21 protein-coding genes are annotated in these 23,964 nt (G+C 62.9%); all 21 read right to left on the bottom strand.

Features of this window, described 5'->3' with window-relative positions:
- Positions 1-23: 23 nt before the first annotated feature.
- Positions 24-959, bottom strand: coding sequence for an aminotransferase class IV (locus ABDB84_RS13625; RefSeq protein ID WP_345920293.1), 936 nt, complete (start codon positions 957-959; stop codon positions 24-26).
- A gap of 30 nt (positions 960-989) precedes the next feature.
- The gene (locus tag ABDB84_RS13620; protein ID WP_345920292.1) at positions 990-1,793 is read right to left on the bottom strand and encodes an amino acid ABC transporter ATP-binding protein; all 804 of its coding nucleotides are present in this window, start codon (positions 1,791-1,793) and stop codon (positions 990-992) included.
- A 257-nt stretch (positions 1,794-2,050) separates the two neighbouring features.
- The gene (locus ABDB84_RS13615; protein WP_345920291.1) at positions 2,051-3,238 is read right to left on the bottom strand and encodes an O-succinylhomoserine sulfhydrylase; all 1,188 of its coding nucleotides are present in this window, start codon (positions 3,236-3,238) and stop codon (positions 2,051-2,053) included.
- 165 nt (positions 3,239-3,403) lie between these two features.
- Complete coding sequence (gene purF / locus ABDB84_RS13610; protein WP_345920290.1) at positions 3,404-4,930, bottom strand: amidophosphoribosyltransferase; 1,527 nt, start codon at positions 4,928-4,930, stop codon at positions 3,404-3,406.
- A gap of 3 nt (positions 4,931-4,933) precedes the next feature.
- Positions 4,934-5,425 carry a CvpA family protein gene (locus tag ABDB84_RS13605; RefSeq protein ID WP_345920289.1) on the bottom strand — a complete coding sequence of 164 codons (492 nt, stop codon included), beginning with the start codon at positions 5,423-5,425 and terminating at the stop codon, positions 4,934-4,936.
- Positions 5,422-6,147 carry an SPOR domain-containing protein gene (locus ABDB84_RS13600; protein ID WP_345920288.1) on the bottom strand — a complete coding sequence of 242 codons (726 nt, stop codon included), beginning with the start codon at positions 6,145-6,147 and terminating at the stop codon, positions 5,422-5,424. The genes ABDB84_RS13605 and ABDB84_RS13600 overlap by 4 nt, the downstream gene beginning before the upstream one ends.
- 14 nt (positions 6,148-6,161) lie before the next feature.
- Complete coding sequence (folC, locus tag ABDB84_RS13595) at positions 6,162-7,445, bottom strand: bifunctional tetrahydrofolate synthase/dihydrofolate synthase (RefSeq protein ID WP_345920287.1); 1,284 nt, start codon at positions 7,443-7,445, stop codon at positions 6,162-6,164.
- The gene (gene accD / locus ABDB84_RS13590) at positions 7,445-8,308 is read right to left on the bottom strand and encodes an acetyl-CoA carboxylase, carboxyltransferase subunit beta (protein ID WP_345920286.1); all 864 of its coding nucleotides are present in this window, start codon (positions 8,306-8,308) and stop codon (positions 7,445-7,447) included. Before accD ends, folC begins: the two co-directional genes overlap by 1 nt.
- Before the next feature lie 22 nt (positions 8,309-8,330).
- Entirely contained in the window at positions 8,331-9,134 is an 804-nt protein-coding gene (gene trpA, locus ABDB84_RS13585) for a tryptophan synthase subunit alpha (protein ID WP_345920285.1), read from the bottom strand.
- Between the two features lie 12 nt (positions 9,135-9,146).
- Positions 9,147-10,385, bottom strand: a complete 1,239-nt coding sequence (trpB, locus tag ABDB84_RS13580; protein ID WP_345920283.1) for a tryptophan synthase subunit beta — start codon at positions 10,383-10,385, stop codon at positions 9,147-9,149.
- Positions 10,360-11,001, bottom strand: coding sequence for a phosphoribosylanthranilate isomerase (locus ABDB84_RS13575; protein ID WP_345920282.1), 642 nt, complete (start codon positions 10,999-11,001; stop codon positions 10,360-10,362). Before ABDB84_RS13575 ends, trpB begins: the two co-directional genes overlap by 26 nt.
- The gene (truA, locus tag ABDB84_RS13570; protein ID WP_345920281.1) at positions 10,998-11,795 is read right to left on the bottom strand and encodes a tRNA pseudouridine(38-40) synthase TruA; all 798 of its coding nucleotides are present in this window, start codon (positions 11,793-11,795) and stop codon (positions 10,998-11,000) included. Before truA ends, ABDB84_RS13575 begins: the two co-directional genes overlap by 4 nt.
- Positions 11,783-12,343 carry a hypothetical protein gene (locus ABDB84_RS13565; protein WP_345920280.1) on the bottom strand — a complete coding sequence of 187 codons (561 nt, stop codon included), beginning with the start codon at positions 12,341-12,343 and terminating at the stop codon, positions 11,783-11,785. Before ABDB84_RS13565 ends, truA begins: the two co-directional genes overlap by 13 nt.
- A 68-nt stretch (positions 12,344-12,411) precedes the next feature.
- Positions 12,412-15,339 (bottom strand): motility hub landmark protein FimV, encoded by a 2,928-nt coding sequence (locus ABDB84_RS13560; protein WP_345920279.1) that lies wholly within the window; start codon positions 15,337-15,339, stop codon positions 12,412-12,414.
- 207 nt (positions 15,340-15,546) lie between these two features.
- Positions 15,547-16,671 carry an aspartate-semialdehyde dehydrogenase gene (gene asd / locus ABDB84_RS13555; RefSeq protein WP_345920278.1) on the bottom strand — a complete coding sequence of 375 codons (1,125 nt, stop codon included), beginning with the start codon at positions 16,669-16,671 and terminating at the stop codon, positions 15,547-15,549.
- Positions 16,672-17,070: 399 nt separating this feature from the next.
- A complete protein-coding gene (locus ABDB84_RS13550) occupies positions 17,071-17,916 on the bottom strand; it encodes a M48 family metallopeptidase (protein WP_345920277.1) in 846 nt (281 codons plus the stop codon).
- 114 nt (positions 17,917-18,030) lie between these two features.
- Positions 18,031-19,164: a chorismate synthase gene (gene aroC / locus ABDB84_RS13545; RefSeq protein ID WP_345920276.1), complete on the bottom strand. Its 1,134-nt coding sequence runs from the start codon at positions 19,162-19,164 to the stop codon at positions 18,031-18,033.
- A 36-nt stretch (positions 19,165-19,200) separates the two neighbouring features.
- The gene (ilvN, locus tag ABDB84_RS13540) at positions 19,201-19,506 is read right to left on the bottom strand and encodes an acetolactate synthase small subunit (RefSeq protein ID WP_345920275.1); all 306 of its coding nucleotides are present in this window, start codon (positions 19,504-19,506) and stop codon (positions 19,201-19,203) included.
- Between the two features lies 1 nt (position 19,507).
- A complete protein-coding gene (gene ilvB / locus ABDB84_RS13535) occupies positions 19,508-21,172 on the bottom strand; it encodes an acetolactate synthase large subunit (RefSeq protein WP_345920274.1) in 1,665 nt (554 codons plus the stop codon).
- 400 nt (positions 21,173-21,572) lie between these two features.
- Positions 21,573-23,240, bottom strand: coding sequence for an AMP-binding protein (locus ABDB84_RS13530; RefSeq protein WP_345920273.1), 1,668 nt, complete (start codon positions 23,238-23,240; stop codon positions 21,573-21,575).
- 195 nt (positions 23,241-23,435) lie between these two features.
- Entirely contained in the window at positions 23,436-23,888 is a 453-nt protein-coding gene (locus tag ABDB84_RS13525; protein WP_345920272.1) for a CBS domain-containing protein, read from the bottom strand.
- Positions 23,889-23,964: the final 76 nt, after the last annotated feature.

The following is a 23,964-nucleotide window of genomic DNA, read 5'->3' as shown; positions in this document are numbered from 1 at the left end:
GGCTCAGAAGGTGCAGGATCGGCTTACTGTGCGGCACCGATCTTGCGCAGATAAAGTTGGTACAGGCGTCGCGTCAGCGGCCCCATCCCCGCGCCGGGCAAGCGACGTCCATCAATCGAGGCAACCGGCGTCAAACCGCCCAGGGTGCCGGTGACAAAGGCCTCATCGGCCGCGTAGACCTCGGCCAGGGTGAAGTCCCCCTCGAATACCGGAATGCCTGCCTCCCGCGCCAGCGCCAGAACGCTGCCACGCGTGATGCCCTTGAAGCAGTAACGCCCCGACGAGGTCCACAGCGCGCCGCCACGCACGATGAAGAAATTGGTGGAATTGCAGCTGGAGACAAAGCCGTTCGGATCGAGCATCAAGGCCTCGTCGGCGCCGGCGTTGATGGCCTGGATCAGCGCCTGGATCAGGTTCAGGCGACTGTGGGAATTGATGCGCAAATCGAAGACATCCGGTCCGCTGCAGCGGATCGTCGAGGTCTGCAGACGCAGGCCTTTCTCCTTCGATTCCGGACTCACCACCTTGTGCTCGGCCACGCAGACGATGGTCGCGCCGCCGATGATGAAACGCGGGTCCTGGTTGGCCGTCTTCTTGATGCCGCGCGTGATCATCAGACGGGCATGGGCGCCGTCACGCATGCCGTTGATCTCGAAGCAGCGCAGCACGATGTCCTTGATCTCCGCCTTGCTCAGGCCAATATCCAGCGCGATGCTCAGCGCCCCTTCGAACAGGCGGTCGATATGCGCATCGAATGAGACGACCTGGCCATTGACGATGCGCAGCCCCTCCCAGACACCATCGCCGCAGACATAGCCGGAATCGAAGATCGACACCTTCGCTTCATGGCGCGCGACGAATTCGCCGTTCAGATAAACCAGCACCTGCTCATTGCGCGGATCTGGCATATAGGCTTGCGAACTGCTGCTGGAGGGATCGGGAGAAATGGATGAGGACATCAGGGTCAGGTCCGGAGTAGAAATGCGTGCTCAGAAGTTGAAGGCCGTAAAGCGCTCGATGAAGCGCTGCGTGCGTTCTTTTTGCGGATGCTTGAGGACTTGGTCGGGCGTGCCGGCCTCGTGGATCTGGCCGTCGGCGAGGAACAGGATCTTGTTGGCGTAGTGGTAGGCAAAGCCCAGCTCGTGGGTCACCAGCAACATGGTGCGGCCCTCCTCGGCCAGACCACGGATCACGCCGAGCACTTCGCCCACCAGCTCCGGATCGAGCGACGAGGTCGGCTCGTCAAACAGCAGGACTTCGGGCTCCATCGCCAACGCGCGAGCAATCGCCACCCGCTGCTGCTGACCGCCGGAGAGCTGCGCCGGAAAAGCTGTGGCCTTGTCGGCAAGACCCACTTTTTCCAGCTGCAGCAGGGCCCGTCTGCGCGCTTCCTCGCGCGGCTGGCGCAGTACAGTCAGCAGGCCCTCCATCACATTGGCCAGCACACTCATGTGAGGAAACAGATTGAATTGCTGAAACACCATGCCCACCGACTTGCGCACTTCGCACAACTCGGCCTGCGCATAGCTGCGCTGGCGCGCGCTGCCCTGGCCGCTGGGGCGACCGATCGGACGCGCCTTGAGGCTGATTTCGCCCTCGCTGGGCAGCTCCATGAAGTTCAGGCAGCGCAGGAAGGTGCTCTTGCCCGAGCCGCTGGCACCGAGAATAGCGATGCGGTCACCGGGCTGCACATCCAGATCGATGCCACGCAGCACATGAAGATCGCCAAACCATTTGTGCAAGGCGCGTATTTGGAGGATAGGCGCCTCGGTGGCGGCCAGGGCTTGCTGCATTTTGTCTGATTATTCGACAATTATCGGAAGCCGACAAAGTAGCACCGCGACCACCAGTGCCGAACAACAGAATCTTTATAAGCTTATGAGAGGCGCACCAAGGCCCTGCTTGCAGCGACGCTAGGCCGAGCCCGGATAAAAAATGCGCCACACAGGGCGCACTTCAGTGTCCCGCACGCAAGCGGGCAGCAGGCGGCGAGTAATGTGGCAGGCGCTGGCCTGCAGACGCCGTCCGGGGTTCGCCCGGACGACTTCAGTCAAGCCGCCAGGCCGCGTTGCAGGTCGGCGATGATGTCGCTGACCGACTCCAGACCCACCGCCAGACGCAGCAGATTGTCGTGGATGCCGGCGGCGGCGCGGGCTTCGGGGCTGATGCGGCCGTGCGTGGTCGTTGCGGGGTGGGTGATCGTTGTGCGCGTGTCGCCGAGGTTGGCGGTGATCGACAGCATGCGGGTGGAGTCGACCACGCGCCAGGCTTCATCCTTGCCGCCCTTGACCTCGAAGGCGACGATGGCGCCGCCGCTCAGCTGCTGGCTGCGCGCCAGCTCGTACTGCGGGTGCGAGGGCAAGCCGGGGTAGAAGACACGTTCGATGCCGGGCTGCGCTTCGAGCCATTGCGCAACGGCCAGGGCATTGGCCGACTGCGCCTGCATGCGGATATTGAGTGTCTCCAGACCCTTGAGGATGACCCAGGCGTTGAAGGGCGAGATGCTCGGGCCGGCGGTGCGCAAAAAACGCAGCACTTCTTCGAGCAGCGCTTTGCTGCCGACCACCGCGCCGCCGAGCACGCGGCCCTGGCCGTCGAGGTACTTGGTCGCCGAGTGCACGACCAGATCGGCGCCCAGTTTGAGCGGCTGTTGCAGCGCCGGCGAACAGAAGCAGTTATCAACCACCAGCAGCACGCCGGCCGCCTTGGCGACGCGCGAGAGTGCGGCGATGTCGACCAGCTGGGTCAGCGGATTGGACGGCGTTTCGACGAAGATCATCCGCGTTGCCGGCGTCAGCGCAGCCTGGTAAGCCTCGATCGAGCTGGCTTCGACATAGCTGGTCGTGACGCCAAACTTGCTCATGTAAGCGTTGAAGAACTGGATGCTCGAGCCGAACAGGCTGTTGGAGGCGACCACGTGATCCCCCGCCTTGAGCAAACCCATGCACACCGAGAGAATCGCCGCCATGCCGCTGGCGGTGGCCACGCAGGCTTCGCCGCCTTCCAGCGCGGCTAGGCGCTTTTGCAGCATGTCGACGGTGGGGTTGCTGAAGCGGGCGTAGACCATGCCTTCTTCGCCGCCGACGAAGCGGCGTTCGGCCTGGGCGGCACTTTCGAAGACGAAGCTGGAGGTCAGGAACAGTGCTTCGCTGTGTTCGCCAAACTGGCTGCGCTGGGTGCCGGCGCGAATCGCCAGGGTGTCCAGATCGTAGTCGGCGCTATCGTCAAAATCGTTCATCGTCAGTCCTTGAATGCAAAAAACCCGTTCAGCTCTTGCGAGTCAGAACGGGTCTGAGCGTCGTTTTAGCTGGATTTATTACGCGCCCGCAAGCTGTCCATCAAATCGGCGCGAATCATGGGAGGAACTTAGCGCCGCAAGCGGCGCCCTGTCAAGGCAATTGGCTCAGGAGACCAGGTTGAGATCAAGCTGGCCTTCGCCGCCCTCGCCTTCCTCGCTGCTGCCAACCTTGGCATCGGCACGGCCGCCCTCGACGCTGCTGAGGTACTCCGGCGTGATGTCGCCAGTGATGTAGCGGCCATCGAAGCAGGACGATTCGAATTGCTTGATCGCCGGATTGAGCGAACCCACCGCTTCGGTGAGGTCTTCCAGGGTCTGGTAGATCAGCGCATCGGCACCGATTTCGCGGCCGATTTCCTCTTCATTGCGGAACGAGGCGATCAGTTCGGCGCGGCTGGGCATATCGATGCCATAGACGTTGGCGTGACGCACCGGCGGCGCGGCCGAGGCCATATACACCTTGGTCGCACCGGCGTCGCGCGCCATGTTGATGATCTCGTGGCTGGTGGTGCCGCGCACGATGGAGTCATCGACCAGCAGCACGTTCTTGCCAGCGAATTCCTGGTGGATCGCGTTGAGCTTCTGGCGCACCGACTTACGGCGCACGGCCTGGCCAGGCATGATGAAGGTACGGCCGATGTAGCGGTTCTTGACGAAGCCTTCGCGGTAAGCGATGCCCAGATTGCTGGCCAGCTCCATGGCCGCCGAGCGGCTGGAGTCGGGAATCGGGATCACCACGTCGATCTGCAGATGGGCGTAATCGCGGCGAATGCGCTCGGCCAGGCGGGTGCCCATCTTGACCCGGCTCTCGTACACCGAGATGCCGTCGATCAGCGAATCGGGACGCGCCAGATAGACGAATTCGAACATGCACGGCGCGTAGGGACGCGGCTCGGCACAGAGGCGGCTGGACAGCTTGCCCTGCACATCGACCAGAATCGCTTCGCCCGGCGCCACGTCGCGCAGCAGCTTGAAGCCCAGCACGTCGATGGCCACGCTCTCGGAGGCGACCATGTATTCCTTGCGCTCATCGACGCTGTTCTCGCCGATCACCAGCGGGCGGATGCCGTAGGGGTCACGGAAAGCCAGCAAGCCGTAACCGGCAATCATCACCACGGCGGCATAGGCGCCCTTGGCGCGCTTGTGCACGCCGGCGACGGCCTTGAAGATGGTCTCTTCATCGAGGCGGAACGAGCCGCCCGAAGCTTCCTGCAGCTCGTGCGCGAGCACGTTGAGCAGCACTTCGGAGTCGGAATTGGTGTTCATGTGGCGCAAGTCGGCGAGGTACATCTCGCGCTTGAGCTCGTCGGCATTGGTCAGGTTGCCGTTGTGCGCCAGCATCAGGCCGAAGGGCGAATTGACGTAGAAGGGCTGCGCTTCGGCCGGGTTGTAGGCCGAGCCCGCCGTCGGGTAACGACAGTGGCCGATGCCCCAGTTGCCTTCCAGATTGCGCATATTGCGCGTCCGGAACACGTCACGCACCAGGCCGGGGCCCTTGTGCATGTGAAAGCGGCCGCCGTCAGCTGTCGCAATGCCCGCTGCGTCCTGGCCGCGATGCTGGAGAACCTGCAAACCGTCGTAGAGAAGCTGATTGACGGGCGTCGTGGCCATCACGCCGATAATTCCACACATAGATCACCTGTACTTGATTCTTGCTGCCAGCTCCGCGGGGAGTCTGGGTTTTACTGCTATCACAATCGTTTCCAGTGGTGCGGCGAACCGCGATTCGCGCCACCAGGATTCGCGCGGCAAACTGGTCATACCCGCCAAAGCAACGGCCACCACGGCAATCAGGATGCCGCGCAGCACACCAAATATGGCGCCGCAAAGTCGATCCATCAAGCCCAAGCCCACCACCGCCAGCAATTCACGCAACAGAAAGCGCAACAGCCCGAGCACCAGCAGACTCAGCACCACAATCAGGCCAAAGGCGATCAGCTTCTGCAACCACAGCGCGGCCGCCACGGTGGCCAGATACGGCGCCAGCAGCGGCGCAAAATGCCAGGCCAGCACCAGAGCCAATACCAAGCTCACCAGGGCAAAAAACTCGCTGACCAAACCCCGCCACAGGCCCACCAGCACGCTGAGCCCCATGACGATCAGGAAGGCCAGATCAAACGCTGTCACTTGCCCGTTACGGTACCGCTAAGATTGGCGTGCTTGAGCTTGGCCAGCGCTGCATCAGCCGCAGCGCGGGTCTTGAAGGGGCCGACGCGCACACGCGTCTTGTCGGCAATCTTCTCAAGACTGGGCACCATGCCCTGCTGCTTGATCTTGGCGGCCACCGACTTGGCATTGTCGGCATCGCGATAAACACCCACTTGTACGAAGAAGCGCTGCGCCGGCTCATTGCCCTGCTCCAGCAAGGCCCTGGCGCGGGCCTCGGCCGACGCGGCGCTGCCCGGTGCAGACTTGCTGGCAGACGATGCGGCGCTGCTGGAGCGCGCCTGTGCGCTCGGGCTGCTTGCGGCGGAAGACGAGGCGTGGGTGGGCGCACTGCGCGGCGCACTCCCCGGGCTCGCCGGCGCGCTGGGCGCCACCGGCGTCAGTGTGTTGTTGACCACCGACAGCGCCGGCTCCGGATCGACCGGCACCACCACCGGCTGCGGCGCAGACTGCGCGGCCGACTGCGGCGCACTGCCGGCCGGCGCGGTATTGATCATGCGCGAAGTGAAGGTGCTGCCTTCCTGGTTGGGAATGCGGATCTGCAGATCGTTGCCGGTCGGGCGCGGTTCGCTGTCCATCACCATCGGCAGGAATACGGCGGCGGCCAGGCACAGCGCAATGGCACCGATCAGGCGGCGGCGCGCGCGTTTCTTCAACTCAAGCTGGGCGTCGTTGTCAGCCATGTCAGATCTGGGGGTCAGCGGGGCGTTTGCAGCGTTTGCATCACTGCGGCCACCGTCAGAAAGGAACCGAAGGCCACGATTCTATCACCCTCACCCGCCGCTGCCCGCGCTGCATTGAAGGCAGCCGCCGGATCGGCGAACAGTTCGACCGCTGCCTGGCTGCCGATTGCCTGCAGCGCCTCGGCCAGTACCTGCGCCTTGGCGCCACGCGGGCCGCCCAGATCGCACAGATACCAGCGGTCGACGCGGGCATCGAGCGCACGCAGGGTGCCGGGGATGTCCTTATCGAGCAGCATGCCGCACACCGCCAGGGTGTTGGAGAAAAAGCCCATATTGGCGAAATTCTCCGACAGCACCGCCGCCGCCTGCGGATTGTGGGCCACATCCAGCACCACCGCCGGGCGCCCCGGCAGTACCTGGAAGCGCGCCGGCAGCTCGACCAGCATGAGGCCCTGGCGTACCGCCTGCATCGGCACCGGCAAGCGCTCTTCGATGGATTCGAGTGCGGCCAGCACGCTGGAGGCATTAAGCAGCTGATTGGCGCCGCGCAAAGCCGGATAAGCCATGCTGCTGCGCCGCTGGCTGCGGCCACGGAACTGCCATTGCTGCTTGTCGCCAGAGAAGCCGAAATCCTGCCCCGAGACGCGCAGATCGGCGCCAATGTTCTTGGCGTGGCCGATCAAGGATTGCGGCGGCTGCGGATCACCGACAATCGCCGGCTTGCCCGGGCGAAAAATGCCGGCTTTCTCGAAACCGATGGCTTCGCGCGTATCGCCGAGGTAGTCCATGTGATCCATGGCCACGCCGGTGACGATGGCGCAATCAGGCTCGATGGCATTGACCGCATCCAGCCGCCCGCCGAGGCCGACTTCGAGAATCACCACATCCAGCTGACTGCGGCAGAACAGCCACCAGGCCGCCAGGGTGCCGTATTCAAAGTAAGTCAGCGGCACCGGCTCGGCGAGGCTGCAGCGCGCAGCCTCGACTGCCGCGAAGGCTTCGCACAGCGCTGCATCATCGGCTGACACGCTATTGAGGCGCACCCGCTCGTTGTAATGCAGCAGATGCGGCGAGGTGTAGAGGCCGACGCTGTAACCGGCGGCACGCAAGATGGCTTCGAGCATGGCGCAGGTCGAGCCCTTGCCATTGGTCCCTCCGACGGTGATCACCAGACCGCGGTGACGCGCCGGCAGCGCTGCGAGAACCTGCTTCACACGATCCAGGCCGAGGGCAATCGGCTGGGCGTGCTGACGCTCGATGTAGGCGAGCCACTCGCCCAGGCTTGCGGCAGAAAACATCAATTGATGGCAGGCTGGCCGGAGAGCAGGGTGAGCACGCTGGCGAGGCGCTCACGCAGCTCGCGGCGGTCGACGATCATGTCGATGGCACCCTTTTCGACGAGGAATTCCGAACGCTGGAAGCCTTCCGGCAGCTTTTCGCGCACCGTCTGCTCGATCACGCGCGGGCCGGCAAAGCCGATCAGCGCGCCGGGCTCGGCAATCACCACATCGCCCATGAAGGCGAAACTAGCCGACACGCCGCCCATGGTCGGATCGGTCAGCACGGTGACAAAAGGCAGACGCTTGGACGAGAGACGGGTGATCGAGGCCGTGGTCTTGGCCATCTGCATCAGCGAGAACAGGCCTTCCTGCATGCGCGCACCACCGGTGGCGGTAAAGCAGACGAAGGGCACGCCTTGTTCGTAGGCGGCACGCACGCCGCGTGCGAAGCGCTCGCCAACCACCGAACCCATCGAACCGCCGAGGAATTCAAACTCGAAAGCAGCCACCACCAGGGGCACCGTGCACACCGAGCCCTGCATGACGATCAGCGCATCGGCTTCGCCGGTGTCTTCATTGGCGGCAGCCAGACGGTCGACGTACTTCTTGCTGTCCTTGAACTTGAGCGGATCCACCGGCAGCACTTCGGCGCCGATCTCGAAACGGCCTTCGGCGTCGAGCAGCAGGTCCAGGCGATGGCGCGCACGGATGCGCTTGTGGTGGCCGCACTTGGGGCACACGTACTGGCTTTGCTCGATGTCCGAGCGGTACAGCACGGCTTCACAGGCTTCGCACTTGATCCACAGCCCCTCGGGGATGGATTTGCGCGTCGGTTGATCACGTTTGATCTTGGGCGGCAGTAGTTTCGTCAGCCAGCTCATGTCTACCTCGATTCTCTTGTTGTCAGGCGCGTGCGCCATCGATCGCAGCGCGCAGCTCGGCAACGAGACTGCGCAGGCGCTCGGTCAATCCGGCTTCGCCCTGCTCCACTTCTTGTACGATGCGCGCGCCGACCACGACTGCGTCGGCCACCGCCGCCACCGCCTTGGCCGAGGCCGCATCGCGAATACCAAAACCAACGCCGATCGGCAGATCGATCAGCTTGCGCAGATGCGCCAGCTTGGCCTCGACGCTGGCCACATCCAGATTGGCCGCACCGGTCACGCCCTTGAGCGAGACGTAATAAACGAAACCGCTGGCCAGCTTGGCCACCACGGCAGCGCGCTCGTCCGGCGTGGTCGGCGCCAGCAGGAAGATCGGGTCGATGCCGTACTGCTTGAGGATGGCGACGCTGGCGCCCGCTTCTTCGGGCGGCAGGTCGACGGTCAGCAAGCCATCGACGCCGGCCTCGGCGGCGACGCGCGCGAAATTCTCGTAACCCATGGCATCCACCGGATTGGCGTAGCCCATCAGCACCACCGGGGTATCGGCGTTGCGCGTGCGGAATTCGGCGACCAGGCCGATCACCTTGCGCAGGCTCACGCCATGCGCCAAGGCGCGCTCGCTGGCACGCTGGATCACCGGGCCGTCGGCCATCGGGTCGGAGAACGGCACGCCGAGTTCGATCACATCGGCGCCGCCTTCGACCAAGGCATGCATCATCGCCACAGTGAGATCGGGATGCGGATCACCCGCCGTGATGTAGGGAATCAGGGCCTGACGGCCAGCGGCCTGCAGGGCGGCAAAGGTTTTCTGGATACGGGACATGGATGGATGCGCTCAGAGCACGATGCCGGACAGGCGGGCAATCGTGGGAATGTCTTTATCGCCACGACCGGACAGATTGACCACGATGACCTGGTCAGACTTCATGGTCGGTGCGAGCTTCTTGGCGTAGGCCAGGGCGTGGCTCGATTCGAGGGCCGGGATGATACCTTCGAAGCGGCACAGATCGTTGAAGGCAGCGAGCGCTTCGTCGTCATTGATCGCCACGTATTCGGCGCGCTGGATGTCCTTGAGATGGCAGTGCTCGGGGCCGACGCCGGGGTAGTCGAGGCCGGCGGAAATCGAATGCGTCTCGATGATCTGGCCGTTCTCGTCCTGCATCAGGTTCACGCGCTGGCCATGCAGCACGCCGGGGCGCGCATTGGTGGTCAGCGGCGCGGCATGCTTGCCGGTCTCGATGCCGAAACCGCCGGCTTCCACGCCGATCAGGCGCACGCCGGGCACTTCGATGTAGGGGTAGAAAATACCGATTGCATTGGAGCCGCCGCCCACGCAGGCGATCACGGCATCCGGCTGGCGACCGATCTGCTCGGCACACTGCACCTTGCACTCCTCGCCGATCACGGCCTGGAAGTCGCGCACCAGCATCGGATAAGGATGCGGGCCGGCACAGGTGCCGATGATGTAATAGGTCGAGTCGACATTGGTCACCCAGTCGCGCATCGCCTCGTTCATGGCGTCCTTGAGCGTTTTCGAGCCGCTCTCGACCGCCACCACCTTGGCACCGAGCAGCTTCATGCGGAACACGTTCGGCGCCTGACGGGCAACGTCTTCAGCGCCCATGTAGACCACGCATTCCAGACCGTAGCGCGCCGCCACGGTGGCCGACGCCACGCCGTGCTGGCCGGCGCCGGTTTCGGCGATCACGCGCTTCTTGCCCATGCGGCGCGCCAGCAAGGCCTGGCCGATGGTGTTGTTGATCTTGTGCGCGCCGGTGTGATTGAGATCTTCGCGCTTGAGGAAGATCTGCGCACCGCCCAGTGTGTCGGACCAGCGACGGGCGTGGTAGAGCGGGCTCGGACGGCCAACATAGTGCTTGAGCTCGTACTCGAACTCGGCACGGAAGGCCGGGTCAAGCTGCGCCTTCTCGTATTCGACGCGCAATTCATCAAGCGCCGGAATCAGCGTCTCGGCGACGAAGATACCGCCGAACTGGCCAAAATGCCCGCGTGCATCCGGCAACTGGTAATTCTCGACAAGCCCTGCTTCACTGTTCATTTCGGCTATCTGCATCACGTACTCCAGCAATGAACGCCGCAATTTTGTCGGCATCCTTGATTCCCTTGGCCGCTTCGACCCCGCTGCTCACATCGACCGCCCAGGGGCGAACCCGCTGCACAGCCTCGCAAACATTCGCAGCCTCCAGCCCGCCGGAGAGAATCAGCGGCAAGGGCAAGGACGCGGGTATCAATGACCAGTCAAAGGTCTTCCCGCCACCCCCATAGCTATCGACCCATGCATCAAGCAAGAGTCCCTGGGCGTCGGGAAACGAAGCCGCGTATTCTAGCAGATCGACCCCCGGCTTGACCCGTGCAGCCTTGACGTAGGGAAGCCCGAAGCCGGCGCACTGCTCGGCGCGCTCATCGCCATGAAATTGCAGGCAATTCAGCGGCAAGGCGGCGATGTGCTGGCGGACAAAATCAGCTTCGGCATTGACGAACAAACCGACCACCGTGACAAAGGGCGGCACACGGCGGCACAGCTGGGCGGCGCGCTCGATGCTGATATAGCGCGGGCTGGGCGGATAGAAGACCAGGCCGATGGCGTCGGCACCGGCGGCGACAGCGGCATCGAGGTCCTCTTCGCGGGTCAGGCCACAGATCTTGATGCGGGTTCGAGGCGTTTTCATAGAGAGAACAAGCTGGGGGGAGCGAAGATCTGCCCCTGATCGGGCAGCTGCCATTGATCAGGATAGCGGATTCCGCACAAATACAAACCCGCGGGCGAAAAAGTGGGGGCCGCCAGGCGGCGGTCACGCATCTGCAGCAGCTGCGCCATCCACTCCGGCGGCGCCTCGCCACGACCGATGTGCACCAGGGCGCCGACCAGGTTACGCACCATATGATGCAGAAAGCCATTCGCCTCGAAGTCGAAGGCGAACAGCTCGCCCTTCTGCACGACCTGGGCCAGGCTCATGCTGCGCACCGGGCTCTTGGCCTGGCATTGCGCGGCGCGGAAAGCGGAAAAATCATGTTCGCCAGGCAAGCAGGCGCAGGCCGCCTGCATCGCAGCGAGCGACAGCGGCGCATGGCACCAGCCGACCTTGCCAGCGAGGATGGCCGGCCGCACCGTGCGATTGAGCAAGAGGTAGCGATAGCGCCGCGCCTGCGCCGAAAAGCGTGCATGAAACTGATCATCGACCTCCAGCGCCCAGCGCACACTGACCGAGCTTGGCAGATGCGCGTTCACACCGCGCACCCAGGCGCTCAGCGGGCGATGAGCAGCAGTATCGAAATGCGCGATCTGCGTCGTCGCATGCACGCCGGTATCGGTGCGCCCGGCGCAATGCAAGACCACGGGATGCATGGTGATCTGCGCCGCAGCTGCCTGCACCGCATCCTGCACGGTGCGGCCGTGCGGCTGCGATTGCCAGCCCTCAAACGCCGCACCATCGTATTCCACCGCAATGGCTATGCGAGGCACACACACGCTCCTGCAAAAACAGCCCACAGCGCCGCGATCCACACACAGTCCGCCGCCTGCAGCGCTTCCAGCTGCCACTCACCGTGCGTAGTTATGGCAACCGTGCCGGAGAGCCAGTCACGCCAGCCGTGCTGCGCCCGCCCGTGGCCGCCCGCCGTACTCTCCAACACCAGCATCATGCGTACAGCCAAGCGTGCCGCCGGGAAACCCACACGCGCAAACGGCGCGCTCAGCGCATACAACGCGCACACCCAATCCGCATCATCAAGCGCACGCATCAGCAGGCTCACCACGGCGCCAATGGCGGCCAGCGCGGCAAGATGAAAAAGGCTCAGGCGAATTCCGTCCCAGGTCGGACTGAAGGCAGACAAAGCGGGTATCACCAGGGTGCCCGGCGTCTGCCAGGCGAACAGAATGAGAATGGACAAGGCGATCCAGCGCAGGCGGCGCAGGATGCGGCGCAGACGTGGCGCCGCGAAACGGGCCGCCAGTGCTAGCAAGAGGACGCTGAAGCCGGCCAGCCAGACCTGCGGCAAAAGCTGGAGCACGCAGATCAAAAGCAAACCGGCCGTCACGAGGACGGCCGGGTGAGGCTTGGAAAAACTTGCCAACCCCATCAAGCCAGACGCGCCAGCAGCGCCCGCGCCTGCTCCTTCTGTTGGTCGGCGCCGTCGTTGATGACTTCTTCAAGCAATTCGCGCGCACCTTCCATATCGCCCATTTCCTCGTAAGCCCGCGCCAACTCCAGCTTGGTGCTGACTTCATCGTTGAGGTCGATCTCGGCGGGCAAATCGTCACCACCACCATCGCCCGCTTCTGCAGCCTCGAGCGCCAGCGGATCAGGCGACGCCGCATCGGGCACATTCAGGCCGGTACGGCTGATATTGGTGTCTTCGCCGAGCTCGAAATCAAAGTCCAGCAGACTGGTTTCGAAATTGGTCTTTTCCAGATCCACCTCGGCAACAGCCTGCGGCAGTTCATCATCCGTCAGCGGGCGGGTATGGATATCGGTCGCCATCAGCGCGCTCATTGCCTTGTCGATTTCTTCTTCCTCGGAAGGCGAGATCGGCGCAGACAGCGCATGCGCCGGCTCATCGTCACCAATGTCGAACTCCAGCGGCATGTCCACTTCGCTGCTGGCATTACCGGCATCCAGCGACAGCGGCTCGGGCTCCAGCGACAGCGGCGCTTCATCACGCGACTCGATGCGGGTTTCCGGTTCATCGCCCGCCGGCAGCTCCAGGTCGAGATTGAAATCGAGGTTCAGCGGCTCAGGCGTTGTTGCCGTCAGCGATTGCGGCATTTCCTCTTCGACCACATCGCCCTGATCGGTGAACTTGCTGATTTCGCCCGGCATGGTCCAGGTCGAACGCGCATCTGCCGCATCGCTATTGCCGAAACTCACGATGGGCGCCGCCATCTGCTCGGGTTCAGCCACAACGGCTACCGGCGCAGGCGCTGCTACAGGCTGCGGCGAGCCATACAGCGGATTGCCCGGATCCAGACGCGCGCCCAGAGCAGCCGCCTTGGCCCAGTCTTCACCCACCCCACCAGTCTGCGTGTAGAGGTCGGTGGCGATGGTTTCAAACTGCTTCAGGCTGCGGCGCTGCGCGTAGATTTCCAGCAGCTTGAGGTAGATCGCGGTGCGGGTCGGATCGTTCTTGAGCGCGTCGAGGAGGATTTCCTCCGCTTGCGCATCACGGCCGTAGGCCATGTACACATCTGCCTCAGCGACCGGATCGACGCCTTCATCGGTATCGATGGCCGACAGACCGGACTGGCTGAAATCGGTATGCAGCACGCTGGTGCCGGTATCGATAGTCTGCCCACCCGCGTTGCCGAACACCGAATTGGGGCTGGTCGAGGCATCGCTGAGCGTCGTCGTGCTGGCTGTCGCCGCAGCATTACGGCGGCGGTTGCGGATGAATACCAGCGCACCAAGCAAGAGTGCCAGCGCAGCCACTCCGAGCGTCAGCGGGCTGCTCAGAATGCCGGGTTCCTCAGGCTTGGGCTCTTCGGCAACAGGCGCCGAGACAGGTGCAGAGGCCACGGGGGCTGCCGATTGCGCGACCGGCGGCGAAGCTTCTACAGGTTCGGAAGCCGGCAGCAGTACGGCCGACTGAGCTTCAGCCGCTTCCTTGGCTGCCTTCTCACGTGCAGCGGCTTCATCGGCAGCAGCCTGTTCAGCGGCCAGCTTGTCAGCCTCGGCCTTTTCCTTGGCGGCTTGCTCTTGAGCAGCCTTGGCATCAGCCTCCGCCTTCAGCTTGGCGGCCTTTTCATCTGCAGCAGCTTTTTCCTTGGCCGCCTTATCGGCAGCCTTGCTGGCCTTTTCATCAACGGCCTTGCTCAATTCCTTGGCCTTGGCTTCGGCCGCCGCCGCTTGTTTTTGCGCCTCAGCCAGGCTGTCGTTCTTGAGCTTGACGAGTTTTTCGAGTTCCTTGACGTTGCGCTCCAGTTCCGCCGTACGAGACTTGGCTTCTTTCAGCGCTTTCTCACGGGCTGCGGCATCTTCTTCAAGCGCCTGGATGCGCCCGCTGGCCTTGCTGTCAGCCAGCGCGGCCGTGCCCTGCTTGTCGAGCTGGGTTTTACTGATCTTCAGCTGATCCTTGCCCGGTGCAGCCAGCGGCGATTTTTCTTCAACTCGGGAGCTGAGCTTGCCAGAAGCCGACTGGCCGCCCTGAGCATCCTTGGCGGCGCCCTGTGCGACGGCCGCAGCGGCATCCTGCTTCAGCGCTTCGAAGCTGGAGGCCTTGACGATGATCTGGCGTGCTTCCGAGCGCTCGATCTGCGCTGCGTCCTGAATCGACGGCACCTTGAGGATGCTGCCTGCCGCCAGCTTGTTGATATTGCCGCCGGCAAAAGCCGACTGGTTGCTGCGATACAAAGCCGCCATCATCTGATCACGGGTGATCTCGACCGATTTGAGCTTCTCAGCAATGCCGGACGCCGTATTGCCGGGCTGAACCTTGTACTCCTCGGGGCGATCTTTGCTGTCGGCCTCGGATTCCGCAACTTTCTTGGGCTCGGCCGCCTTGGCTGCACGTGCCGTGCGAGCGCTGCGTGCGGGCTTGCTTGCCGGCGCAGCAGACTCACGCACTTCCGGCGCAGGCGCCGGTGCGCTCAAGGGCGCCGGACGCTCGCTACGCACGGCCGGCTCAGTGATTTGCGGCAAAGCCCTGCTGCCCGAGCTTTCTGCCGGATCGAGCAGGAAGGTGTATTCACGCACCACGCGACCGCCGCCCCAGTTGAGTTCGACGAGGAAGTCGACGAAGGGCTCGTTGAAGGGGCGATCCGAACTGATTTTGACCACCGCACCGGCCGGGCCGCGACGCTCGACACTCATGCGAATGCTGGCGAAATCCGGGATGTAATCAATGCGCGAGCGGGTATGTGCTTCGGCCGAGGCCAGTTTGGCCGACATCGCCTCCAGCTCGTCCGCCGTCGCTGACAACTCCACTTCCGCACGAAGCGGCTGACCAAGTGCGCTGAACACATTGATGCGACCCAGACCGGCGGCTTGCGCCTGCCCGTAGAGGGTCGCCATCAACGCTGCCAGAAGGGTGCTACGAAGGAACGATTTTTTCATAACGCTTCGAATGGCATCGCCAAATGGCAGCCTTGGTGTGGTTATAGCAAACTTCAAAATAACATCAATGAGTTATCGTCGCAAGCTCATGCATTACCTGAATTAAGATCCAAGCCGGGCGGAACGCGACATATTTCACCGCCCGCCCTGCTCAGACCATTGGCATCAGCGTGTCACAAGAATACGCAGCATGCGGCGCAAAGGTTCTGCCGCACCCCATAACAATTGATCCCCGACCGTGAATGCTGTCAGATATTCACCACCCATGGCCAGTTTGCGCAGCCGACCGACGGGTACGTGCAGATGACCGGTCACTGCAGCCGGCGTCAGCTCACGCTCAGAGCGTTCGCGCTCGTTCGGAATCACGCGCACCCAGTCATTGGCTTGAGCCAGAATCTCGCTGATTTCATCCAGCGGCACATCCTGACGCAGCTTGATGGTCAACGCCTGGCTATGACAACGCATGGCGCCGATGCGCACACACAAACCGTCGACCGGCACGCTGCCCGGGGTGCGGAACGCCGGCTTGCCGAGAATCTTGTTGCATTCAGCGCCGCCCTTCCACTCTTCCTTGCTCGCGCCGTGTTCATACGGCACGTCAATCCACGGAATCAGGCTGCCGGCCAGTGCGGTATTGCGGAAATTCTGCTTGGGGAAATCGTCGCTGCGGATGGTTTCAGCCACCTTGCGGTCAATATCCAGAATCGCCGAGGCCGGATCCGCCAGCAGATCGGCCACTGAACCGTGGATGCGGCCCATCTGGGCGATCAGCTCGCGCATGTTTTGCGCGCCGGCGCCAGAGGCGGCCTGATAGGTCATCGAGGTCGCCCACTCGATCATGTCGCGCTGAAAAAGACCACCCAGGGCCATCAGCATCAGGCTGACCGTACAGTTGCCGCCGATGTAGTTCTTCACGCCGCGTGCAAGGCCGTCTTCGATCACGTCCAGATTGACCGGATCAAGCACGATGATGGCATCGTCCTTCATGCGCAGCGAAGATGCGGCGTCGATCCAGTAGCCATTCCAGCCGCTGGCGCGCAGTTGCGGGAAAACTTCGTTGGTATAGTCGCCGCCCTGGCAGCTGAGCACCACGTCGAGCTTGCGCAGCTCGTCAATGGACTTGGCATCCTTGAGACTTTCGCTCGTATTGCCGAACGCCGGCCCCTGGCCGCCCACATTGGAGGTGGTGAAGAACACCGGCTCGATGTGCGCGAAATCATTCTCTTCCTGCATGCGCTGCATCAGCACGGAGCCGACCATGCCACGCCAACCTACAAAACCAACTCGCATTTCAATTTCCTTTTTGGATTCCAGTCTCCGCCTGGCATTTGCCGGATCCGCCTGTCCCGCCGCCGGCGGAAACGAGAGCGGTGGCACAGGACGAAGCTAAGCCGTCGTGGTTTTGGTTTGGGTTTTGATTTGGGTGACGACGGACGTGGCAAAACCGCCAACCGTTGCGGTAGCGATCATGTGCAGCGCGAAACGCGAAGCCGATACGTTCATCATCTGGCAGATTCCAAGTGCGGAAAACCGCTTGGCAAAGCCCTCAAACGCTCCGACAGCGGACGCCGGAGCTTGCCCATACGTGCGCGTTGCGCACAGACCAAGTCTTAGAGGCATAACTCTAGCGCAAGCCGGCCGGCACGCAAAGCCGGCGCCAGCAGGTTTTCATGAGTCTCGCAACAATCTTCAGGAGCCTTTGCGCCTGCTCTGCTCATACAAAGGCATGACCACCGGCACGGTCGCCCGCAAATCGGCTTGTCGCTCGTCGCTGGGCGGATGCGAGGAAAAGATCTTGGGCGGCGCCTCACCGCCGAGTCGCGCCATCTTCTGCCACAAGCTGACCGCACCACGCGGATCGAAACCGGCACGCGCCGCCAGTTCCAAGCCAATCCGGTCGGCTTCGGACTCCTGCTCGCGCGAATTGGGCAGCATGAACGCAGCCATCGACGCCGACTGCGCCAGATCCGCCGGCACATCGACTCCCAGCGCTGCGCCGCCCAGCAGCAGGCCAAAGGAACCTGCCTGCGCGGCGATCACACGCGGCTCGCGCTCCAGCGCATGTTCGCGCAAGGCATGCGCGATTTCATGGCCGATCACCGCCGCCAGTTCATCATCGGTGATCTGCAGCTGCTCGATCAGCCCCGTGAACACCGCGATCTTGCCGCCCGGCATGCACCAGGCATTGACTTCCTTGCTTTGCAACACATTGACCTGCCACGCCCAGTCCCTCGCTTCGGGACGGAACACCACGACCTGGGGAATCAGTCGATTGGCGATGCGGCGCACGCGCTCGGTCTGGGCCTTGTCGGGGTTGAGCTGCCCTTTCTGACTCGCCGCCTTGAGTGTCGAGGCATAGCTGAGGGCAGACTCGCTGTTCATCTTGCGCGAAGCAGAGTCGAGCGAGCCCATGATTTGCTGCGAGCGATTGACGCCGACCACGCCGGGCTGGGTCGTCTGCACCGTCTGACAGGCCGCCAGCGCACACGCGGCCAGCATCAGCGCCCCGCTCTTCAGCATTCCTTCAAGCCGCATCAGCCCCTTCATCGATTGCTCCCAAAAGATTTGATTGCGGTTTATGCCACACCATGTGGCACCAGCAAAGCCCCAGCATGGCGCCCAGCGCATGAGCCCCGGCCGCCACAGGCATCAGTCGCGCGGCGAGGGAATCTCTTGCTGAGCGTTCGGTGCCAGCGCTGCAATGCGCGGTGCGTCGGCCGTGATGTCGGCGTTCTGGGCGCGCTGGCGCAGCGCGTGATCGATCAGCACCAGGGCCAGCATGGCCTCGGCAATCGGCGTAGCGCGAATACCGACGCAGGGATCGTGGCGGCCGGTGGTCATCATCTGCACCGCTTCGCCCTGCTTGTCGATGGAGGCGCGCTCCTGCGGGATCGACGAGGTCGGCTTGATCGCCATCGCCACACGAATGTCCTGGCCGCTGGAGATGCCGCCCAGCACGCCACCAGCGTGATTCGACATGAAGCCTTGCGGCGTCAGCTCGTCACCATGGTAGCTGCCGCGCTGCGCGACGGTCGCAAAACCGTCGCCGATCTCGACGCCTTTGACGGCATTGATGCTCATCATCGCGTAGGCGATGTCGGCATCGAGGCGATCAAACACTGGTTCGCCCCAGCCCGGCGGCACGCCGGTGGCGATGACTTCGATCTTCGCGCCGATGGAATCGCGCTCGCTGCGGATCTGGTCCATATAGGCTTCGAGCTGCGGAATGATGCTGGCGTTCGGCGCAAAGAAGGCGTTCTCGCTGACATGCTGCCAGCCTTCAAAGGGAATCGCGATCTCGCCAAGCTGGCTCATCCAGCCACGGATGACAATGCCGAATTTCTCGCGCAGCCACTTCTTGGCAATCGCGCCAGCCGCGACACGCACCGCCGTCTCACGCGCCGAGGAGCGGCCACCACCACGGTAATCGCGCACGCCGAACTTGTGCGCATAGGCGTAGTCGGCGTGGCCGGGACGGAAGGTATTGGCGATCTTCGAGTAGTCGCCGCTGCGCTGATCCTGGTTACGGATCAGCAGCGCGATCGGCGTGCCAGTGGTCTTGCCCTCGAACACGCCGGAGAGAATCTCCACCGTATCGGGCTCCTTGCGCTGGGTGACGTGGCGCGAGGTGCCCGGCTTGCGGCGATCGAGCTCGATCTGGATATCCGCCTCCGTCAGGGCCAGCCCCGGCGGGCAACCATCGACGACGCAGCCGATGGCGGCACCGTGCGACTCACCAAACGAGGTGACGGTAAAGAGCATTCCGAATGTGCTACCGGGCATGGCGTGGCCTGTTGTGCGGGTTAATCGGGCATTTTATCAGGGCGTGAAGAATGCTTCCAAATGCTCGAACACGCGGCGGTCGGCCGGCTGCCGTGAAACCGACAGCACATCGACCAGCTTTTCCGCCTGGCTGATCATCTGGTCCAGCCGCTCATCCTCGCGAACCAGCAGCCAGATGCGGCTTTTCTGCCCATCGCCGATGGGCATGCAGAGAATGCCCTCGACATTGAACGCGCGGCGCGCAAACAGGCCACAGACATGCGACATCACGCCCGCGTGGTTGCGCACGGTCAGTTCCAGCACGACCTTGGCGGACAAACCCGGTTCTGCAATCGTATTCATCTCAGCCTCCGATCATTTCAGTGTTGGCCGCGCCGGGCGGCACGATGGGCAGCACTTGCGCATCGACATCGATGGAACAGTGGATCAGGCACGGGCCCGGACGCTGCAGCGCGGCGGCCAGCGCCGCACGCGGATGTTCGGCCTGGTCCAGATCAACCGCGTCGATGCCATAGCCTTCGGCGATGCGGATGAAGTCCGTGCGGCGCTTGTAATCGACAGCGAAGAAGCGCTTCTTATAGAACATTTCCTGCTGCTGATGCACCATGCCCAGCGACTGGTTGTTCATCAGGATGATCTTCACATTGGCCTGCTCGTCGGCCATCGTCGCCAGCTCCTGGATGTTCATCTGCAAGCTGCCGTCGCCCGAGAAGCACACCACGGTGCGATCCGGCTCCGCGAGCGCGGCACCAATGGCGGCCGGCATGCCGAAGCCCATGGTGCCCAGCCCGCCCGAAGTGAGCCACTGACGCGGCCGGCGCAGCGGATAAGCCTGCGCCACCCACATCTGGTGTTGACCGACATCGGTGGCGATGATGGCATCATCGTCCAGCGCTTCGGCCACCGCAGCGATCAGGCCGTAGTGGGTACGCGAGTCATGCACGCCGGGCATCTGCAAGGGATGCTTGGCTTTCAGCTCGCCAACGCGCTTGAGCCACTGGCTGCGCAGCTGCACCTGCAGCATCGGCAGCAAGGCATCCAGCGCATGGCCGACATCGGCATTGATGCCGACATGCGGACGGCGGATCTTGCCCAGCTCGGCCGGATCGATGTCGATGTGAATGATCGCGGCATCCGGACAGAACTGTTCTGCTTTGCCGATGGCGCGGTCGTCAAAGCGGGCGCCGAGCACGATCAGCAGATCCGCTTCGTTGAGAATGTAGTTGGTGAAGCGCGCGCCATGCATGCCCAGCATGCCCAGCGACAGCGGGTGATCGACCGGCATGCAGCCCAAGGCCATCAGCGTCATGGTGGTCGGCAAGCCGGCTTGCTCGGCCAGCATCACGGCCTGCGCCGAAGCGCCCGCAGCGACGATGCCGCCGCCCAGATAGAGCACTGGCGACTTGGCGGTATTGATCAGCTCGGCAGCACGGCGCAGCGCATCGAGGTCCAGCAGCGGAGCCGGATCGGGGCGACCGAGCGGCGGCAGCTCGGCGATATCGATCTTGGCCAGCTGGACATCCTTGGGAATATCGACCCACACCGGCCCCGGACGGCCCGATTCGGCAATGCGGAAGGCCGCGGGAATCACATGCAGCAGCTCGGCGACATCGCGCACGAGGTAGTTGTGCTTGGTCACCGGAATCGAGATGCCGTAGGTATCGACTTCCTGGAACGCATCGGTACCGATCATCGACAGCGGCACCTGGCCGGTGATACAGACCAGGGGAATCGAGTCGAGCTTGGCATCGGCAATCGCCGTGATCAGATTGGTCGCACCGGGCCCGCTGGAGGCCATGCACACCGCCGCACGGCCCGAGGCGCGTGCCATGCCCTGGGCGATGAAACCGGCACCTTGTTCGTGACGCGCCAGCACGTGGCGGATCTTGTCGCTCTCGGCAAAAGCATCGTAGAGCGGCAATGCGGCCCCGCCGGGAATGCCGGTGACCGTCGTGATGCCTTGCTGTTCAAGCAGGCGGACGACGAGCTGGGCTCCTGTAATTTGCATGACAAAACTCCTTATTCGTTGGCCTGCGGCCAAGTCTTACCGGGAGAGATCCGGACGGTGTTTGTGTCAGACAAAAAAAGAAAACCCCGTCCGGCTTGCGCCGGCGGGGTTGAAATTCTCGAGTGTCTGACTCGGTTCCCGTTACGGCGCGCTGGCAGCTACGCTTACTACGCGTACGACTACGGCGACCGCTACAGAGCGGAAGGCAGCAGACGGAGCGAAGGAGGCACAGCGCGCAACGAGATTCACGGTAATCGGACCAAACAAAAGTGAGAAACGCGATTGCATTCAAGCACAATCGCAGAGATGTGACAAGTCTGCTTTTCGGCAACAAATCCGGAAGCTTGAGTCATTCCCGTTCCAAAGCGCGAAATAAATCACGGCCGAAGCGCGTAAACGCTCACTCTGCGGGAAGCTCACGCAGGGCGCGCCTCAGAATTTTTCCTACGTTGGTTTTGGGTAAATCCTGACGGAACTCGATCAGACGCGGGCGTTTGTAAGCCGCCAGATTGGCCTTGCAATGCGCGTTGAGGGCCGCCTCGTCGAGCGCTGCGTCGCTCTTGACCACAAAGATCTTCACCGCCTCCCCCGTGCGTTCATCGGGCACGCCGATGGCGGCCACCTCGCGCACCCCCGGACAAGCCGCAACGACATCTTCGACCTCGTTCGGATAGACATTGAAGCCCGAGACCAGAATCATGTCCTTCTTGCGATCAACCAGATGCACAAAGCCCTGCTGATCAACAATGGCGATATCGCCAGTGCGCAGGAATCCATCGGCGGTCATGACCTTGGCTGTTTCCTCTGGCGCACGGTAGTAGCCCCGCATCACCTGCGGCCCGCGCACACAGAGTTCACCAGCCTGCCCCACGGCGAGCTCGCTGCCGTCTTCCGCGCGGATCGAGATATCGGTCGAGGGAATCGGCAAGCCGATCGAGTGATTGAATTCGGCCTGATCCAGCGGATTGATGCACACCGCCGGCGAAGCCTCCGTCAAACCGTAAGCCTCCCCCAGAGTCACCCCGGTCACCTGCTTCCAGCGCTCAGCCACCACCTGCTGCACGGCCATGCCGCCACCGAGCGAACATTTGAGCGAGGAAAAATCCAGCGCTGCAAAACCGGGATCGTTGAGCAAGGCATTGAACAAGGTGTTGACGCCGGTGATGACGGTGAAACGATGCCGCCCCAGCTCTTTGACAAATCCCGGAATATCGCGGGGATTGGTGATCAGCACATTGCTGGCGCCGAACTTGATGAAGGTCAGGCAGTTCGCCGTCAGCGAGAAGATGTGATAGAGCGGCAAAGCGGTAATCACCACCTCGCTACCCTCATCGATGCAGGGCTTGATCCAGGCATGCGCCTGCTGCAGATTGGCAATCAAATTGCCGTGCGTGAGCATGGCGCCCTTGGCCACGCCGGTCGTTCCGCCGGTGTATTGCAGATAGGCCAGATCGTCCTGCCGCACATCCACAGGCTGCATGGGCTGCCGCGCGCCGGCTTTGAGCGCTGCACGGAAAGACACGCAGCCGGGCAAGGACCAGGCCGGCACGCGCCGCTTGACGTAGCGCACCACCAGATCGATGAGCACGCCCTTGGCGCCCAGCAACTCGCCGATGCGGGTCACCACGACATGCTTGATCTGCGTCTGCGCAATCACTTCCTGCAGGGTGTGGGCAAAGTTCTCCAGCACCACGATCACGTCAGCGCCGGAGTCGCGCAGCTGATGCGAGAGTTCGCGCGGCGTGTACAGCGGATTGCAGTTGACCACCGTATATCCGCCACGCAAGGCGCCGAACATGCTGATCGGATACTGCAGAACATTCGGCATCATCAGCGCAACACGCACGCCGCGCGGCAGCTGCAATGTCGTTTGCAACCAGGATGCGAACTGCGCCGAATATTCATCAAGCTGGCGGTAGCTCAGATGGCGACCCATGTTGATATAGGCCGTGCGCTCGGGCCAGCGCTTTACGCTGCGTTCGAAAAGATCACCGAGCGAGGAGAACTCATTGACATCAACTTCGGCAGGAATCCCTGGCGGGTAGCTCCTGAGCCATAATTTCTCCATCCTGTTCCTCGTTCCTGACTGGAATCTTGTTGGCATTATCGGCTGCTTGCGGGCATGACTGAAGCCGCAGTGCAGCATGCACGCCTTCGGGGGTGAAGACGCAAAACGGGCGATCCATGCAGATCGCCTCGACAGCCAGGGCGCCGCAGCGCAGCAGCGTCCGGCAAGCCGGACTCAGTGCGGGACGCGGCTTACTCAGTCGGCCGCTTCTTCTTCGGCCGGCCAGTTCTTGATGAAATTCTTGAGCATGCGGTTCTCAAAACCCTGCTCTTCGAGCATGGCGCGCGCCACGTCGTGGAAGGAAATCACGCCCAGCAGGGTCTGCTCCTGCATCACCGGCAGATAGCGCTGGCGGTGTTCGACGATCAAGCGCTGCAGCTCGGCCACTTCCATATCCGGCGCGGCAACCACAGGCTGGCGCATCATGGCGCCCGCCACCTTGGCTTCGCGCCAGTTCTGGCCGGCCTTGGCGAGTGCGGCGAGCAATTCGCGGAAGGTCAGCAAACCCACCATCTGGCCATTATCGACCACCACCAGCGAGCCGATATCGAGTTCGGTCATGGTGCTGACAGCATCCTGCAGCGTGTGCTGCGGGCTGATTGAGTACAGCACCGTGCCCTTGATGGCGAGAATTTCACTGACGAGCATACAAGTCTCCTGCGTAATTGGCGGGAATCATAGAGCAAGAGCCGGGCCGCGTGAATCCGTGTGGGCTGATATATGT

The organism is Uliginosibacterium sediminicola, assembly GCF_039631295.1.
In the GTDB taxonomy this organism is placed as follows: domain Bacteria; phylum Pseudomonadota; class Gammaproteobacteria; order Burkholderiales; family Rhodocyclaceae; genus Viridibacterium; species Viridibacterium sediminicola.
The sequence above is the reverse complement of the archived record's forward strand: the minus strand, read 5'-3'. Positions and strand labels throughout refer to the sequence as shown.

What these genes read in the sequence shown, in the direction of transcription:
- ABDB84_RS13625 (WP_345920293.1), bottom strand. Translation starts at nt 959, where the DNA reads ATGTCCTCATCCATTTCTCCCGATCCCTCCAGCAGCAGTTCGCAAGCC.
- ABDB84_RS13620 (WP_345920292.1), bottom strand. Translation starts at nt 1,793, where the DNA reads ATGCAGCAAGCCCTGGCCGCCACCGAGGCGCCTATCCTCCAAATACGC.
- ABDB84_RS13615 (WP_345920291.1), bottom strand. Translation starts at nt 3,238, where the DNA reads ATGAACGATTTTGACGATAGCGCCGACTACGATCTGGACACCCTGGCG.
- purF (WP_345920290.1), bottom strand. Translation starts at nt 4,930, where the DNA reads ATGTGTGGAATTATCGGCGTGATGGCCACGACGCCCGTCAATCAGCTT.
- ABDB84_RS13600 (WP_345920288.1), bottom strand. Translation starts at nt 6,147, where the DNA reads ATGGCTGACAACGACGCCCAGCTTGAGTTGAAGAAACGCGCGCGCCGC.
- folC (WP_345920287.1), bottom strand. Translation starts at nt 7,445, where the DNA reads ATGTTTTCTGCCGCAAGCCTGGGCGAGTGGCTCGCCTACATCGAGCGT.
- accD (WP_345920286.1), bottom strand. Translation starts at nt 8,308, where the DNA reads ATGAGCTGGCTGACGAAACTACTGCCGCCCAAGATCAAACGTGATCAA.
- trpA (WP_345920285.1), bottom strand. Translation starts at nt 9,134, where the DNA reads ATGTCCCGTATCCAGAAAACCTTTGCCGCCCTGCAGGCCGCTGGCCGT.
- trpB (WP_345920283.1), bottom strand. Translation starts at nt 10,385, where the DNA reads ATGCAGATAGCCGAAATGAACAGTGAAGCAGGGCTTGTCGAGAATTAC.
- ABDB84_RS13575 (WP_345920282.1), bottom strand. Translation starts at nt 11,001, where the DNA reads ATGAAAACGCCTCGAACCCGCATCAAGATCTGTGGCCTGACCCGCGAA.
- ABDB84_RS13560 (WP_345920279.1), bottom strand. Translation starts at nt 15,339, where the DNA reads ATGGCGACCCTCTACGGGCAGGCGCAAGCCGCCGGTCTGGGTCGCATC.
- asd (WP_345920278.1), bottom strand. Translation starts at nt 16,671, where the DNA reads ATGCGAGTTGGTTTTGTAGGTTGGCGTGGCATGGTCGGCTCCGTGCTG.
- ABDB84_RS13550 (WP_345920277.1), bottom strand. Translation starts at nt 17,916, where the DNA reads ATGCGGCTTGAAGGAATGCTGAAGAGCGGGGCGCTGATGCTGGCCGCG.
- aroC (WP_345920276.1), bottom strand. Translation starts at nt 19,164, where the DNA reads ATGCCCGGTAGCACATTCGGAATGCTCTTTACCGTCACCTCGTTTGGT.
- ilvN (WP_345920275.1), bottom strand. Translation starts at nt 19,506, where the DNA reads ATGAATACGATTGCAGAACCGGGTTTGTCCGCCAAGGTCGTGCTGGAA.
- ilvB (WP_345920274.1), bottom strand. Translation starts at nt 21,172, where the DNA reads ATGCAAATTACAGGAGCCCAGCTCGTCGTCCGCCTGCTTGAACAGCAA.
- ABDB84_RS13530 (WP_345920273.1), bottom strand. Translation starts at nt 23,240, where the DNA reads ATGGAGAAATTATGGCTCAGGAGCTACCCGCCAGGGATTCCTGCCGAA.
- ABDB84_RS13525 (WP_345920272.1), bottom strand. Translation starts at nt 23,888, where the DNA reads ATGCTCGTCAGTGAAATTCTCGCCATCAAGGGCACGGTGCTGTACTCA.